This is a genomic window from Saccharothrix xinjiangensis, from assembly GCF_039527585.1.
Classification (GTDB): domain Bacteria; phylum Actinomycetota; class Actinomycetes; order Mycobacteriales; family Pseudonocardiaceae; genus Actinosynnema; species Actinosynnema xinjiangensis.
The window spans coordinates 138,941-153,371 of record NZ_BAAAKE010000006.1 but is presented as its reverse complement, the minus strand read 5'-3'; the positions used below and the strand labels follow the sequence as shown (position 1 = coordinate 153,371).

Sequence of the window (14,431 nt, the reverse complement as noted above, 5' to 3'; positions counted from 1 at the left end):
GTTGCTCGGGCTGTGGATGCGCCCGCCCACGAGAAGAGTAGTCACGCCTGCTGAGTCTGCCTGTGCTCGAACAGGCCGCGCACGGCAGGCTCGGTGCGCACCAGGTCCAGGGCGAACGCGGCGTGACCAGGCACGTAGCCGTTGCCGACGAGCATCTCCACGTCCGCGGCCAGGCCCTCGGCGCCCAGCGCGGCGGCCGGGAAGGAGGTGGCCATGGAGAAGAACACCACGGTGCCGCCGGCGGCGGTGGCGAGGATGGCGCCGTGCTCGCAGCCGGGCACGTCCACGCACACCACGGTCACCTCGACGGGCTCGCCCACCGCGGCGGCCACGGCGACCGGGTCGCGGGCGTCGGCGACGACCACCTCGTCGGCCAGCCCGGCGGCGCGCACCGCGGCGGCCTCGCGGTCGGTGGGCACCAGCGCCACCAGGCGGTCGGCCCCGGCGCGGCGGGCGGCGGCCAGCGACAGCGACCCCGACTTGCCGCCGCCGCCCAGCACCAGCACCGAGCGGGCGTCGCGGCGGCGCACCACCCGGTCGGTCAGGGCGGGCGCGCCGCACACGTCGAGCACCGACAGCGCCAGCGCGTCGGGCAGGTCGTCGGGCAGCACGGCGGCGATGGAGCGGCCGAACAGCACCGCGGTGCCCGCGCAGGGCGCCTGCTCGTCCGCGCCGTCCCAGCGCTCCAGGTCGTCGGTGATGCGCAGCGGGGTGAGGGTGAGCGAGACCAGGGTGGCGATGCGCTGCCCGGCGCGCAGGCCCAGCGGCGAGTCCGGGCCGACCTCGCGCACCACGCCCAGCAGCATGCCGCCCGACCCGGTCACCGGGTTCTGCACCTTGCCGCGCTCGGCGACGATGTCCAGCACCGCCCGCCGCACCCCGGCCACGCCGTGCGCCTCGCGCAACTGCCGGTAGGAGGCGGCGTCGAGGTTGAGCCGCTCCACGTCGACCAGGACCTCGTCCGGCCCGCACACCGGGGTGGCGTCCAGCCGCCACGCCTGCTGCGGCAGCACGCCCGCGGGTTCCAGGACGCGGTGCAGACCATACGGCGAAGTCATGGAAATCCTTCGGTCCAGGACAGTGCGACCCGGATATCTTCACGCGAAGTGTCAATCTTGCGCAAGAGACCGCAGCCGTAGGCTCGTGGGCATGAACGACAGCGAGGACGTGGTGATCCGGGACCTGCCCGCCGACGTCGTCGCGGTCGGCAACCCCGCGCGCGTGGTGCGCACGCTGGGCACCTGACCGCCGAACGCGCCGGGGACCCCGCGGTCGGGATCCCCGGCGCACCCGTCTCAGGCGGGCGGCGCCGCCGCCGGCCGGGCGGATCGCCGCCGCAGCCGCAGCACCGCCGCGGTCACCAGCGCCACCGCCAGCAGCACGTAGGCCGCGGCCGCGAACGGGCTGGTCACCAGCGCCGACAGCTCGCCCTGGCTGATCTGGAGGGTGCGGCGCACCTGCTCCTCGGCCATCGGACCCAGGATCAGCCCCACCACCAGCGGCGCCACCGGGTAGCCGTGGCGGCGCATGAAGAACCCGACCAGGCCCACCACCAGCAGCACCACCAGGTCGTCCGCCACGAAGTTCACCGAGTAGGTGCCCAGCGCGGCGAACAGCAGGATCCCCGCGTACAGGTAGGGCCGGGGGATGCGCAGCACCTTCACCCAGATCCGCACCAGCGGCAGGTTGAGCACCAGCAGCATCACGTTGCCCAGGTACAGCGACGCGATCAGCGCCCACACCAGCGCCGAGTCCTGCGTGAACAGCAGCGGGCCCGGCTGGATGCCGTAGCTCTGGAACGCGGCCACGATGACCGCCGCGGTCGCGGTGGTCGGCAGGCCCAGGGTCAGCAGCGGCACCAGCACCCCGGCGGCCGCGGCGTTGTTCGCGGCCTCCGGACCGGCCACGCCCTCGATGGCGCCGCGCCCGAACTCCTCGGGCCGCTTCGACAGCTTCTTCTCCGCCGCGTAGGACAGGAACGTCGACACGTCCGCGCCACCCGCGGGCACCGTGCCGATCGGGAAGCCGATGGCGGTGCCGCGCAGCCACGGCTTCCACGAGCGCCGCCAGAACTCCCGGTCCATCCACTTGCCGTCGACCGGCACCACCTCGATCGGGCCGTGCCGCAGCCGGGCCGCCACGTACAGCGCCTCGCCGACGGCGAACACGCCGACCGCGACCACCACCACGTCGATGCCGTCCGACAGCGTGGACACCCCGAGGGTGAACCGCTGCTGCCCGGTGAGCGTGTCGGTGCCGACCAGGCCCAGGAACAGGCCGGCCGACAGCGACGCCAGGCCCCGCACCGGGGAGGCCCCCAGCAGCGCGGCGACCGTGGTGAACGCCACCACCATCAGCGCCACGTAGTCCGCCGGGCCCAGCTTCACCGCGTACTCGGCGATGGTCGGGGCCAGGGCGGTGAGCAGCAGCGTGGCGATGGTGCCCGCCACGAACGACCCGATGGCCGCGGTGGCCAGCGCCGCCGCGCCGCGCCCGGCCCGCGCCATCCGGTTGCCCTCCAGCGCGGTGACGATCGAGGACGACTCGCCGGGGGTGTTGAGCAGGATCGAGGTGGTCGACCCGCCGTACATGCCCCCGTAGTAGATGCCCGCGAAGATGATCAGCGCGGCCGCGGGCTCCAGGGAGTAGGTCAGCGGCAGCAGCAGCGCCACGGTCATGGCCGGTCCGATGCCCGGCAGCACACCGACGGCCGTGCCGAGGGTGACGCCCAACAGGGCGTAGAGCAGGTACTCGGGCTGCGCGGCGGTCGCGAAGCCCTCCAGCAGGGCGGCCCAGTCACCCATCGAGCAACGGCACCCCCTCGAAGATCCCGGCGGGCAGCGACAGGCCCAACCCGGAGGCGAACACGACCTGCGCCACCAGCGCCAGCACCACCGCGACCGGCAGCGCCTTCCACCACACCGCGCCCAGCGTCCAGGCCGCGCCCAGGAACAGCACCGCGCCCGCGACCGGCCAGCCGACCGGCTCGATCAGCACCAGGTGCGCCACCAGCACCGCGACCAGCTTGGCCACGGTGAGCCAGTCGGTGCGGGCCGACGGGTCGACGTCCTCGGCGTCCTCGGCCGGGCCGAGCCTGCCGCGCAGCACGGCCACCAGCGTCGCCAGCCCGGTGGCCAGCAGCAGCGCGCCGACCGCGTACGGGAAGGCGCGCGGCCCCACCGTCCCGGCCTGACCGGCCGCGGGGATCGCGGGGGTCTCCAGCAGGGTGAACACCCCCAGCGCCACGACCAGCGCGGCGAACGCGCCCTCCTCGACCTTGGCGGCCGTGCGCGCCCGCGGCGGGCCGGCGACCGGCCCGACGTCGGGCGCGGAACCGGGGGCGGTCACTTGACCAGGCCGATTTCCTCCAGGATCGGCTTGATGCGGCCGATCTCGGTGGTCAGGAAGGTGTTGAAGTCGTGGCCGGTCTGGAAGGTGTCGGTCCAGCCGCGCTTCTTGAGCTCGTCCTGCCACTGCGGGCCGGCGTGCATGTCGGTGACCAGCTTGACCAGCCGCTCCTTGGCCTCCACCGAGATGGAGCCGGGCGCGACCACGCCGCGCCAGTTGATCAGCTCGACGCCCGTGCCGAGGGTCTTGAAGGTCGGCGCCTTGACCTCGGGGTGCTCCTTGGGGCCGGAGGTGCCCAGGGCGCGCAGCTTGCCCGCCTTGATCTGCTCCAGGTACTCGCCGACACCGGAGATGCCCGCGTCGACCTGGCCGCCCAGCAGAGCCGCCAGCGACTCGCCGCCGCCGGAGTAGGCGATGTAGTTGAGCTTGGCCGGGTCGATGCCCTTGGCCTTGAGCAGCATGGCGGCCAGGATGTGGTCGGTGCCGCCGGCCGAGCCGCCGGTGATCGACACGCCCTGGCCCTTCTCGTCGACGGCGGCCAGCAGGTCCTCGATGGTCCGGTGCGGCGAGTCGGCCGGGACCACCACGACCTCGTCCTCGGCGGTCAACCGGGCGATGGGGGTGGTGTCCTCCAGGCGCTTGTCCACGCCGGCGGTCTCCACCGCGCCGACCATGACCAGGCCGGTGATCATCAGGTAGGACTCGGAGCGCTCGTTGGCCAGCTTCTGGAGGCCCACCGTGCCGCCCGCGCCGCCGACGTTGCTGACCTGCACGGAGTCGACCAGCTCGGAGCCGGTGATCGCCGCCTGCATCGACCGGGCGGTCTGGTCCCAGCCGCCGCCCGGGTCGGCCGGGGCCATGATCTCCAGCCGGTCGATGTCGCCGCTCGCCGTGCCGCCGCCACCGCAGCCCGCGAGCGCCAGGCCCGCGGCGACCGCGGTCGCGAGGAGTCGGGTGCGTCGTCCTGCCATCAGGTCCTCCGTGTTCCACCCCGGGCGCCGCCCGGCCGTCTCCCGACCGGCGCCGTCGCCGTCGGTGGCCGCGAACGCTAAGAGCCACGAACGGGTGAACAGGGGCAATGGTCGTAAGGGCCGTATTGGTCGTTTAGGTCGTGGCCCGGCTCACAGGCCATGGGTCAGAATGTCGCCTCATGCGCCGCCGTTCGGTCCCCCTGGGTGTCACCCTGCTCGCGTTGCAGGTGGTCATCGTGCTGGCCACGGTGTGCGCGGCGGGCCTGATGGCGGCCAAGCTCCAGAGCGACCGCATCCGCGAGGCCTACAAGGACCGGATGCTGTCGGTGGCCGAGAGCGTGGCGCGGCTGCCCTCGGTGGTGGAGGCGTTCGACTCGCCCGACCCCAGCGCGACCATCCAGCCGCTGGCCGAGCTGCTGCGCAAGGCCTCCGGCGTGACCTACGTGGTGGTCACCGACCACAACGGCGTCCGCTACGCCCACCCCGACCGGCGGCGCATCGGCGAGCGGGTCTCCACCGACCCCAGCACCGCGCTGTCCGGGCAGGTGTTCGTCGGCACCGAGACCGGCACGCTGGGCACCTCGCTGCGGGCGAAGGTGCCGGTGCGCTCGGACTCCGGGCAGGTGCTGGGCATCGCGTCGGTGGGCATCCTGGAGAGCGAGCTGGCCGCCGACCTGGCCGAGGACCTGCCCGAGCTGACCGGGTGGCTGGCCGCCGCGGCGCTGGTGGGCGTGCTGGGGGCGGCGCTGGTGACCCGCATGGTGCGCAAGCGCACGTTCCGGCTGGAGCCCGCGGAGATCGCCCAGCTGCTGGAGACCCGCGACGCGATGCTGCACGGCATCCGCGAGGGCGTGGTCGCCGTGGACGAGCGGGAGCGGCTGGCGCTGGTCAACGACGAGGCGGTGCGGCTGCTGGGGCTGACCGAGGACCCGACCGGGCGGCCCGCCGCGCAGGTGCTGGAGCACGGCGGCCTGCTGGACCTGGTGCTCGGCGGCGACGACGTGGTCGACCGGCCGGTGCTGGCCGGCGAGCGCGTGCTGGTGGCCAACCGGATGACCGCCCGCACCCAGGGCCGCCCGGTGGGCGTGGTGCTGACCCTGCGCGACCGCACCGAGCTGCACGACGCGCTGCGGGAGCTCGACGGGCAGCGGACCGTCACCGAGGTGCTGCGGGCGCAGGCGCACGAGTTCACCAACCACCTCCACGTCATCGGCGGCCTGGTCGAGCTGGACCGCAAGGAGGACGCCGTGGCCTACATCGAGCGGGTCGGCGGGACGGGGTCGGTGACCTCGGGGATCCTCGGCGGCGCGATGGCCGACCCGGCGCTGGCGGCGCTGCTGCTGGCCAAGTCGTCCACCGCGCACGAGCGCGGCGTGGCGCTGCGGCTGGACCCGGCCTCGGAGGTGGTCACCCGCACCGGCGACGACGCGCTGACCGTGTTGGGCAACCTGGTGGACAACGCCGTGGACGCGGTGCGCGCGGGCGGGACCGTGCGGGTGCTGGTGCGGTCGGGCGAGGGCGGGGTGCGGGTCGTGGTCGACGACGACGGCCCGGGGGTGGAGCGGTCCGAACGCGGGCGGATCTTCACCCTGGGTGTGAGTTCGAAGGCGCCGCGCGGCGCCCACGGTCGAGGGATCGGACTGGCGTTGGTGTCGAGGGTGGTGACCCGGCGCAGCGGCCGGGTCGAGGTGTCGGACTCGGAGCTGGGCGGCGCGTCGTTCGACGTGTGGCTGCCGGAGGCGGTCCGATGAGCGTGCGCACGCTGGTGGTGGACGACGACTTCGCGGTCGCCGCCGTGCACCGCGGGTTCCTGGCCTCGCTGCCGGAGTTCACCGTGGTCGGCGAGGCGCACGGCGGCGCGGAGGCGCTGCGCGCGGTGGAGGCGCTGCGGCCCGACCTGGTGCTGCTGGACATCCACCTGCCCGACATCTCCGGGCTGGAGGTGCTGGCGCGGCTGAGGTCGCGGTCCGGGCCGCAGGTGGACGTGATCGCGGTGACCGCGGCGCGCGAGCGGGAGACCGTGAAGCTGGCCATGTCCCGCGGGGTCGACCACTACCTGGTCAAGCCGTTCACCCGGACCGCGTTCCTGGACCGGATGCGGGAGTACCTGGCGCGCCGCGCCGAGGTGAGGCGGCTGGGGCCGTGGCTGGACCAGGACGAGGTGGACCAGCTGCTGCAACACCGGCCGCGCGCCGCGCTGCCCAAGGGCCTGTCGGCGGTGACGCTGCGACTGGTGCTGGACACGCTGCGGACCACCTCCGACGACCTGTCCGCGCAGGAGGTCGGCGACCGGGCCGGGTTGTCGCGCGTCAGCGCCCGGCGGTACCTGGAGCACCTGGTCAGCGTCGGGAAGGCCGAGGTGCAGCCCCGCTACGGCATGGCCAACCGCCCCGCCCACGGTTATCGGCTGACCTGACCCCGCACTCCGGTGATCACCCGGTGGTCACGTCCGGCGGTGTCTGCGCGATGCTGTCGGCGCGACCCGGCCGCGGTCCGGGTGCTGGAGGTGTTCGCCGACGCGGACCTCGTGCGCGAGGAGATGGAGAACGAGCTCCAGGGGCTGGTGGAGGGCACAGCCGTCGAGCGGGACCTGCTGGGCCTGCTCACCGCCGCGGGCGATGGCCTCACCGCCGCCGACCTGGCTGCGCTGGTCGAACCGGCCGACTTCACCGAGTGGCAGGTTCGACGGCACGCCGTCGGACGCCGCCCTCGCGCGCGCCACCGCCCTGTGCACCGACGCGGCCCGCCACGACCGCCTGCTGGCCCTCACCGGCGGCGACACCGCGGCCCTGGCCCAGATCACCGCCACCTTCGACAGGCACCTCGCCCGGACCCCGCCCGACCTCTGCACTGCGACCACCTCACCGGCCGCAACACCTCCATCCCCCCTGAGATCCCCTCCCTCTGGGTGCGGTGCGGGCGGCCTCGCCACGCCATCGCACTGGCTCTGTCCCTGAGTTCGCACTACCTGCAGGCCCGCGCGCTGGCGGCGGTGGGAGCGGCCCTGGTCCGGGCCGGACACCGGGACGAGGCGGTCGAGGTGTTCGACCGGGCGGTCGAGCTGCTCGGCCACATCACCGACCCCCACGTGCGCGCGCAGTTGGAGGAGTCGGCGATCGCGGGACTGGTCGCCGCGGGCCGTCACGACCGGGCTTTCGAGGTGGCCGACGGTGCCGCGGCAGGAGTCCTCCGCAAGCCCTGGGCCGCGTTGATCGGGGCACTGGTCGCCATCGGGAGGCACGACCTGGCGGTCGAACCGTTCAGATCCGCCGTCGACCGGATGGAGTGGCACGACGCGGTGAAAGCGATGTCCGGCGGGCGCATCGACCCGGAGTGCCACGACCGCGCCCTGGCTTCGACCCACCACATCCCGGAGCACCACCTGCGGAACGAGGTGACAGCGGAGCTGGCTGCCGCCGCGGCCGGGAGCGGATTGCTCGACCGGGCGGTGTCCACGGCCCGCTCCATCACCGAGCCGCACGCGCGAAGCCGGGCGTTGGCGGCAGTGGCCGAAGCGTTGACCGACGCCGGGCTGCCCGACCAAGCCACGGCGGTGCTCGGGGAGGCGGTGGCCTCCGGGCAGGCGGATGGCGAGGTGCACCGGTACGGCCCGGCGCTGGCGGCGGTGACCGACGCGCTGGTGGGAGCCGGGCGGCACGACCGGGCCACCGCTCTGCTCACCGGGGCGTCGGTCACCGCCGAGGGCATCGGTGCGCCCGTCCAACGGGTCGAGGCGCTCGCGGTGGTGGCAGGGGCGCTGGTCCGGGCCGGTCGGCGCGACCAGGCGGTCACGGTGGCCGACCGGGCGGCGGCCCTCGCCGGGGACATCACCGATTTCTCCTCGTACGACCGGGCGGCGGAGGCCGCGGTGCGGGCGCTGGTCGGAGTGGACCTGCACGACCGGGCCGCCTCGACCGCCCGGACCGTCACCGACCCGGGCCGACGAGCCCAGGCGTGGGTGGTCGTCGTGCGGGCCGCGGTCCGGGCGGGGTTTCCAGGTCGGGTGGCTCGGGCGCTGGACGGGGTGGAATCGGCGCTCGACCACGCCGCCGAAGCCGATCGACAACAGAGCGTCCCCCGGTTCCGTCGACGGGACCACGTGGCGGCCACGGTGGTGGAGACGTTCGCCGCCGCCGGTCGCCCCGGCCGAGCGGTGGAGGTGGCCGGGTCCGTCACCGATCCCGCGGTGCGGGACCGGACGTGGGCGGCGGTGGTGACGGCCTTGACCGGAGCCGGGCTGCACGACCAGGTCACCAAGGTGATCGGGACGATCGAGGACGCCAACCTGCTCACCCGGGCGTGGTTGGCCGTGGCCGGGACGAGGTCCCACGACGAGGCGCTTCGGGCCCTGCGTTCGGCCGAGGCCGTCGCCGGGACCGCCACCGAGGTCCACGACCGGGTCGACGCGCTGACGGCGGTGGCCAGGGCGCTGGCCGATCGCGGCCGCCGCGACGAGGCGGCGCGGGTGTTGGGCCGGGTGGCCGCGGAGGTCGGCTCGATCACCGGAGTGCACCGGCGGGCGCGGGCGCTGGGGACGGCAGCGGAGGCGTTGGTCCGGGCCGGTGATCGGGAGGGCGCCGTGCCCCTGCTGGTCTCGGCGCTGCGGACCGGTCACTGGCTGGACGCGCTGCCCGGCCTGTGCGCCGTCTCGGTGGGCACTGCCGCCGACCTGTTCGTCGAGTACGACGCCCTGATGCGCCCGCCACCACCGGCCCCCGCCAATCCCGTTACCACATGACGAACAGACGGAAAATCTCCCACTTGGCCGCTGTGCCGAAAGCCGCCGGCTCGTAACGTGTCGCGCGGGACGTCCCCTCCCGCGACCGCCGCCCTCGCACTCCGACGGCCGCGGGTGTCCCGTAGCCCACCCTGCTCTCGACCCGGCGCCCCCGGGTCCACGAGGGCTGCCCGCCGAAAGGACACCCATGCGCACCAGCAGGTTCCGCGCCGCGCTCGTCGCCGCGGCCGCCGCTCTGCTCGCCGTCGCCGGCGCCACCACCGCCTCGGCCGCCCCCGCCGGCCAGGACCCGGTGTTCCAGCCCGCCGCCGACACCCCGGTCACCGCCCTGGTGACCAAGCTGACCCACGCCCAGGCCACCTCCCGCCTGCGCGCCGCCGGCATCTCGTGGACCTCCAGCGGCGGGTGCAGCGACCGCTACAACTCGACCTGCACCTCGTTCGAGCAGGTCAACCTGCCGACCATCCAGGGCGCGGAGACCCTCAAGCGCGCCACCGGCTGCGCGCTGACCATCACCGGCGGCACCGAGACCGGCCACGCCAGCGGCACCTACAGCCACTGGAACGGCTACAAGCTCGACTACCGGCTCTCCAGCTGCCTGGACTCCTACGTCAAGAACACCTTCACCTCCATCGGCGGCAGCAAGTGGCGGTCGGGCTCCGGGAACATCTACTACCTGGAGGGCAACCACTGGGACGTCACCTACTACAACTGCGGCGGCTGCTGAGACCGCGGACCGCGCCGGCGCGTGAGGCGCCGCCGACCCGACCGGGACACGGGTGTCCCGCGCCCCCGGAGGCTGAGGGACGCGGGACACCCGCGGTCAGACCTGGCGGAACCAGCGGCAGCCGTAGGGGCCCAGCTCGACGCGGGCCACCCCGTCCTTCACCGGCACCGTGCCGTCCACCAGCAGGTCGGTCAGGTCGCCGTCGAGCCTGTCGACCTCCACGGTCGCGTCGCGGTCGGCCAGGTTGTGCACCGCCACCACGGTGCCGCCGTCGATGTCGCAGCGGTGGGCCAGCACGCCCGGCTCGGCGGTGTCGAGCACCTGGAAGGCGCCCCACGCCAGCTCCGGGCACTCCCGGTAGCGCTCGACCAGCAGCCGCACCCAGGACAGCAGCGAGTCCTCGTCGCGGCGCTGCTCGGCCTCGGCGTCCCACCACATGGGGGCGCGCACGGCCTCCCGGCCCTCCAGCGACAGGTCCTCGGTCATGCCGACCTCCTCGCCGTAGAACAGCACAGGGGTGCCCGGCAGGGAGAACAGCAGGCTGTAGACCATCTTGATCCGACCGAGGTCGCCGCCCAGCATCGACGGCAGGCGGCGGCGCAGCCCGCGCCCGTAGAGCTGCATGTCCTCGTCGGGGCCGAAGGCGGCGAACACCTCCTGGCGCTCGGGTTCGGTGAGCTTGTCCAGGGTCAGCTCGTCGTGGTTGCGCACGAACGTGGCCCAGTGGCAGTCGCGCGGCGGCTGCGGCCGTTCCTTGAGCGCGTGCGCCAGCGGGCTGGCCTCCTGGCGCGCCAGCGACAGGAACATCTGCTGCATGCCGATGAAGTCGAAGCACATGTGCAGCTCGTCGCCCACGCCGTCGTTGCGGCCGAAGAACTTCATGGTCTCGGTGTAGGGCAGGTTAACCTCGCCCAGCAGCACCGCCTCGCCGTTGCGCCGCGACAGGAACGCCCGCAGGTCACCGAGGTAGTCGTGCGGGTCGGGCAGCGCCTCGACCGGCGCCTCCAGCAGGAACGGCACCGCGTCCACGCGGAACCCGGACAGGCCCAGCTCCATCCAGAAGCCCATGACGCGGGCGATCTCGTCGCGCACCGCCGGGTTGGCCACGTTCAGGTCCGGCTGGTGCCGGTAGAACTTGTGCAGGTAGTACTTGCGCGCCTTGCGGTCGTAGGTCCACAGCGACTTCTCCTTGTCGGGGAAGACGACGCCCTCGTCCGCGTTGGCCGGCTTCTCGTCGGCCCACACGTACCAGTCGTGCCGCGGCGATTCGGGGTCGCGGGCCTGCTGGAACCAGGGGTGCTGGTTCGAGGTGTGGTTGACCACCAGGTCGGCGATCACCCTCATGCCCCGGTCGCGGGCGGTGCGCACGAGTTCCACGAAGTCGCCCAGCGTGCCCAGCCGCGGGTCGACGTTGTAGAAGTCGGTGATGTCGTAGCCGTCGTCGCGGTCGGGCGTGGGGAAGAACGGCATCAGCCACAGGCAGGTCACGCCCAGCCGGTGCAGGTGGTCGATCTTCTGGATCAGGCCCCGGAAGTCGCCGTAGCCGTCGCCGTCGGAGTCGTGGAAGGTCTCCACGTCCAGGCAGTAGACGACGGCGTTCTTCCACCACAGGTCCGCGGTGCGGGTCAGCTTCACGCCCGCACCTCCGGCAGCACGTGCTCGCCGAAGGCGTCCAGGAACCGCTCCTGCTCCACGCCCACGTGGTGCAGGTAGATCTCGTCGAAGCCCAGGTCGGCGTACTCGCGCAGGGTCTTGGCGTGCCGGCCGAGGTCGGCGGAGATGTTGACCACGCTCGCCACCTGCTCGACGGTGACGTGCTCGGAGACGACGTCGAAGGTCTCGGCCAGGTCGAGGTCCCAGCACACCGGCGGGGCGAACACGTTGCTGCGCCACTGCTCGTGCGCCAGCGCGGCCGCCTCCTGCTCGGACCCGGCCCAGCTCAGGTGCACCTGGAGGTGCAGCTTGCCCCGGCCTCCCGCCTCGCGGTAGGCGTCACGCATCCGCTCCAGCTGCTCGACGGGCGCGTTGACGGTGACCAGCCCGTCCGCCCACTCCGCGCACCAGCGGGCGGTCGCCTCGCTCACCGCCGCGCCGATCAACGGCGGCGGTTCCTCCGGCCGGGTCCACACCCTGGCCCGGTCGACGGTCACCAGCCCCCGGTGGGTGACCTCCTCGCCCCGCAGCAGCGCCCGGATCACCTCGACGCACTCGCGCAGCCGGGCGTTGCGGGTGGCCTTGTCCGGCCACACCTCGCCGGTGATGTGCTCGTTGCTGGCCTCGCCGCTGCCCAGCGCCGTCCAGAACCGGCCCGGGTACATCGCGCCGAGCGTGCCGATGGCCTGCGCGATGATCGCCGGGTGGTAGCGCTGACCCGGCGCGTTGACCACCCCGAAGGGCAGGCCCGTCGACTGGAGCGCGGCGCCTAGCCACGACCAGGCGAACGCGGACTGCCCCTGCCGGGCGCTCCACGGCGAGAAGTGGTCCGAGCACATGGCCGCGTCGAAGCCGACCTCCTCGGCCCGCTGGACGGTGGCCAGGAGCGCGCTGGGGTGGACCTGTTCGTGCGAAGCGTGCACACCGATGACCGTCATGCCGCTTCACGTACCCAACGTCCGCTTCGGCGACACCCCTCCGACCGCGGCGGGCGTCAGCGCAGCTCGGGCCGCCCCGGAGGCTCCGACCGCACGTCCACCACGTCGCCCCGCACCACGGCGCCGTCGACCACCGCCCCGTCGACCACCGCGCCGCCGGCCATCGGGTCGCGCCCGTGGCGCAGGTTGAGCACCATCGCCCGCTCCCGCTGCTCAGCCCGCCGCGCCATCCGCCCGCCGATCAACCGCCGCACGGGCGGGAACAGCAGGAACAGGCCCGCGATGTCGCTGACGAAACCCGGCACGATGATCAGGAACGCCGCCGCGGCGATCAGCACGCCGTCGGCCACCTCCCGGTGCGGCGCCCGCCGGGTGCGCAGCGCCTCGGAGAACGCCCCGAGCGCCCGCGTCCCCTCCCGCCGCAGCAGCACCGAGCCGGCCACACCACCCAGCAGCAGCAGCCCGAAGGTCGTCAACGGGCCCCAGGCCCCGAAGGCCGCCACCAGGGCGGTGACCTCGACGACCAGACCGATCACCAGTACCGCGAACACGCGCATACCCCACTCAACGCACGACCACCCCAAAACGCTCCCCGCCGAAATATTTACGCCGAACCGGCCTTCTGGCAGCATATCTTCACGCCACTCACGCTGTAGGGAGTACGGATGACTGCGCTGCACGAGGTTGCCCCCGTCACGGCCACACCCCAGCCCTACACCTACACGCGCCGCGAACTCGTCGAACCCGACTGGCGCCGCTTCCCCGGCTGGCGCCACGTCACCGACGCCCAGTGGCGCGACGCCCAGTGGCAACGCGCCCACTGCGTCAAGAACCCCCGGCAGCTCCGGGACGTCACCGGCGACCTGCTCACCGACCGCTTCTACGACGACCTCACCGCCGACCAGCACCACTCGGCCACCATGTCGATGCTGCTCCCGCCCCAGATGCTCAACACCACCGCACCCGACGCCCCGCTCGACCCCGACGGCTTCACCACCGCCTTCCTCGCCGACCCCGTCCGGCGCTACATGCTCCCCGTCGCCTCCGACCGCGACCCCGACTGGCCCAGCCACCCCCACTCCACCCGCGACTCCCTCCACGAAGCCGAGATGTGGGTCGTCGAAGGCCTCACCCACCGCTACCCCACCAAGGTCCTCGCCGAACTGGTCTCCACCTGCCCCCAGTACTGCGGCCACTGCACCCGCATGGACCTCGTCGGCAACTCCACCCCCCAGGTCGCCAAGCACAAGCTCGCGCTCAAACCCGTCGACCGCCAGGACCGGATGATCGACTACCTCAAGCGCACCCCCGGCGTCCGCGACGTCGTCGTCTCCGGCGGCGACGTCGCCAACGTCCCCTGGCCGCAACTGGAGCACTTCCTCATGCGGCTGCTCGACATCGACACCGTCCGCGACGTCCGCCTGGCCACCAAGGCCCTCGCCGGACTACCCCAGCACTGGCTCCAGCCCAAGGTCGTCGAAGGACTCGAACGCGTCGCCCGCACCGCCGCCCGCCGAGGCGTCAACCTCGCCATCCACACCCACGTCAACCACGTCCAGTCGGTCACACCCCTGGTCGCCGAAGCCGCCCGCACCGCCCTCGAAGTCGGCGTCCGCGACGTGCGCAACCAGGGCGTGCTCATGCGGGGCGTCAACGCCACCCCCGACGACCTGCTCGACCTCTGCTTCGCCCTCCAGGGCGAAGCCAACGTGCTGCCCTACTACTTCTACATGTGCGACATGATCCCCAACGCCGAGCACTGGCGACTCGCCGTCTGGGAAGCCCAGGCGCTCCAGCACGCCATCATGGGCTACCTGCCCGGCTACGCCACCCCGCGCATCGTCTGCGACGTCCCCTACGTCGGCAAGCGCTGGGTCCACCAGCTCCACGACTACGACCGCGAACGCGGCATCTCCTACTGGACCAAGAACTACCGCACCGGCATCGAACTCGACGACGACCAGGCCCTCGACCGCCGCCACCCCTACTACGACCCCATCTCCACCCTCGGCGACACCGGCCGCCACTGGTGGACCCAACACCGCGACTGACCACC

General features: G+C 73.3%; 13 protein-coding genes. 5 read left to right on the top strand and 8 right to left on the bottom strand.

The window, feature by feature from the left end; all coding sequences use genetic code 11:
* Positions 1-41: 41 nt before the first annotated feature.
* The 4 genes from kdd to ABD223_RS16085 form a co-directional block, all read right to left on the bottom strand.
* Positions 42-1,058 carry an L-erythro-3,5-diaminohexanoate dehydrogenase gene (gene kdd, locus ABD223_RS16100; protein WP_344037041.1) on the bottom strand — a complete coding sequence of 339 codons (1,017 nt, stop codon included), beginning with the start codon at positions 1,056-1,058 and terminating at the stop codon, positions 42-44.
* 237 nt (positions 1,059-1,295) lie between these two features.
* On the bottom strand, positions 1,296-2,804 hold the full coding sequence (locus ABD223_RS16095; protein WP_344037040.1) for a tripartite tricarboxylate transporter permease: 1,509 nt from the start codon (positions 2,802-2,804) through the stop codon (positions 1,296-1,298).
* Positions 2,797-3,348 (bottom strand): tripartite tricarboxylate transporter TctB family protein, encoded by a 552-nt coding sequence (locus tag ABD223_RS16090; RefSeq protein WP_344037038.1) that lies wholly within the window; start codon positions 3,346-3,348, stop codon positions 2,797-2,799. The genes ABD223_RS16095 and ABD223_RS16090 overlap by 8 nt, the downstream gene beginning before the upstream one ends.
* The gene (locus ABD223_RS16085) at positions 3,345-4,319 is read right to left on the bottom strand and encodes a Bug family tripartite tricarboxylate transporter substrate binding protein (protein ID WP_344037036.1); all 975 of its coding nucleotides are present in this window, start codon (positions 4,317-4,319) and stop codon (positions 3,345-3,347) included. The genes ABD223_RS16090 and ABD223_RS16085 overlap by 4 nt, the downstream gene beginning before the upstream one ends.
* A gap of 179 nt (positions 4,320-4,498) precedes the next feature.
* On the opposite strand from ABD223_RS16085, the gene ABD223_RS16080 reads away from it, so the two are divergent.
* Together ABD223_RS16080 and ABD223_RS16075 are read left to right on the top strand one after the other, a co-directional pair.
* Positions 4,499-6,070 (top strand): ATP-binding protein, encoded by a 1,572-nt coding sequence (locus ABD223_RS16080; RefSeq protein WP_344037035.1) that lies wholly within the window; start codon positions 4,499-4,501, stop codon positions 6,068-6,070.
* Positions 6,067-6,735 (top strand): response regulator, encoded by a 669-nt coding sequence (locus tag ABD223_RS16075; RefSeq protein WP_344037034.1) that lies wholly within the window; start codon positions 6,067-6,069, stop codon positions 6,733-6,735. Before ABD223_RS16080 ends, ABD223_RS16075 begins: the two co-directional genes overlap by 4 nt.
* 27 nt (positions 6,736-6,762) lie before the next feature.
* Here the strand turns inward: ABD223_RS16075 and ABD223_RS16070 are convergent, their stop codons facing one another.
* The gene (locus ABD223_RS16070; RefSeq protein ID WP_344037033.1) at positions 6,763-7,128 is read right to left on the bottom strand and encodes a hypothetical protein; all 366 of its coding nucleotides are present in this window, start codon (positions 7,126-7,128) and stop codon (positions 6,763-6,765) included.
* A gap of 183 nt (positions 7,129-7,311) precedes the next feature.
* Here ABD223_RS16070 and ABD223_RS16065 point away from each other — a divergent pair, with 183 nt between their 5' ends.
* Both ABD223_RS16065 and ABD223_RS16060 read left to right on the top strand, forming a co-directional pair.
* Positions 7,312-9,057, top strand: a complete 1,746-nt coding sequence (locus ABD223_RS16065; protein WP_344037032.1) for an ATP-binding protein — start codon at positions 7,312-7,314, stop codon at positions 9,055-9,057.
* A gap of 187 nt (positions 9,058-9,244) precedes the next feature.
* Positions 9,245-9,784, top strand: coding sequence for a hypothetical protein (locus tag ABD223_RS16060; protein ID WP_344037031.1), 540 nt, complete (start codon positions 9,245-9,247; stop codon positions 9,782-9,784).
* Positions 9,785-9,880: 96 nt separating this feature from the next.
* Here the strand turns inward: ABD223_RS16060 and ABD223_RS16055 are convergent, their stop codons facing one another.
* Genes ABD223_RS16055 through ABD223_RS16045 form a run of 3 tightly spaced genes read right to left on the bottom strand, consistent with a single transcriptional unit; the run spans position 9,881 to position 12,932 of the window.
* Complete coding sequence (locus tag ABD223_RS16055) at positions 9,881-11,419, bottom strand: alpha-amylase family protein (protein ID WP_344037030.1); 1,539 nt, start codon at positions 11,417-11,419, stop codon at positions 9,881-9,883.
* Positions 11,416-12,375 (bottom strand): TIGR03885 family FMN-dependent LLM class oxidoreductase, encoded by a 960-nt coding sequence (locus ABD223_RS16050; protein ID WP_344037029.1) that lies wholly within the window; start codon positions 12,373-12,375, stop codon positions 11,416-11,418. Before ABD223_RS16050 ends, ABD223_RS16055 begins: the two co-directional genes overlap by 4 nt.
* A 56-nt stretch (positions 12,376-12,431) precedes the next feature.
* Positions 12,432-12,932: an FxsA family protein gene (locus tag ABD223_RS16045; RefSeq protein WP_344037028.1), complete on the bottom strand. Its 501-nt coding sequence runs from the start codon at positions 12,930-12,932 to the stop codon at positions 12,432-12,434.
* Between the two features lie 108 nt (positions 12,933-13,040).
* Here ABD223_RS16045 and ABD223_RS16040 point away from each other — a divergent pair, with 108 nt between their 5' ends.
* A complete protein-coding gene (locus ABD223_RS16040) occupies positions 13,041-14,426 on the top strand; it encodes a KamA family radical SAM protein (RefSeq protein WP_344037027.1) in 1,386 nt (461 codons plus the stop codon).
* Positions 14,427-14,431: the final 5 nt, after the last annotated feature.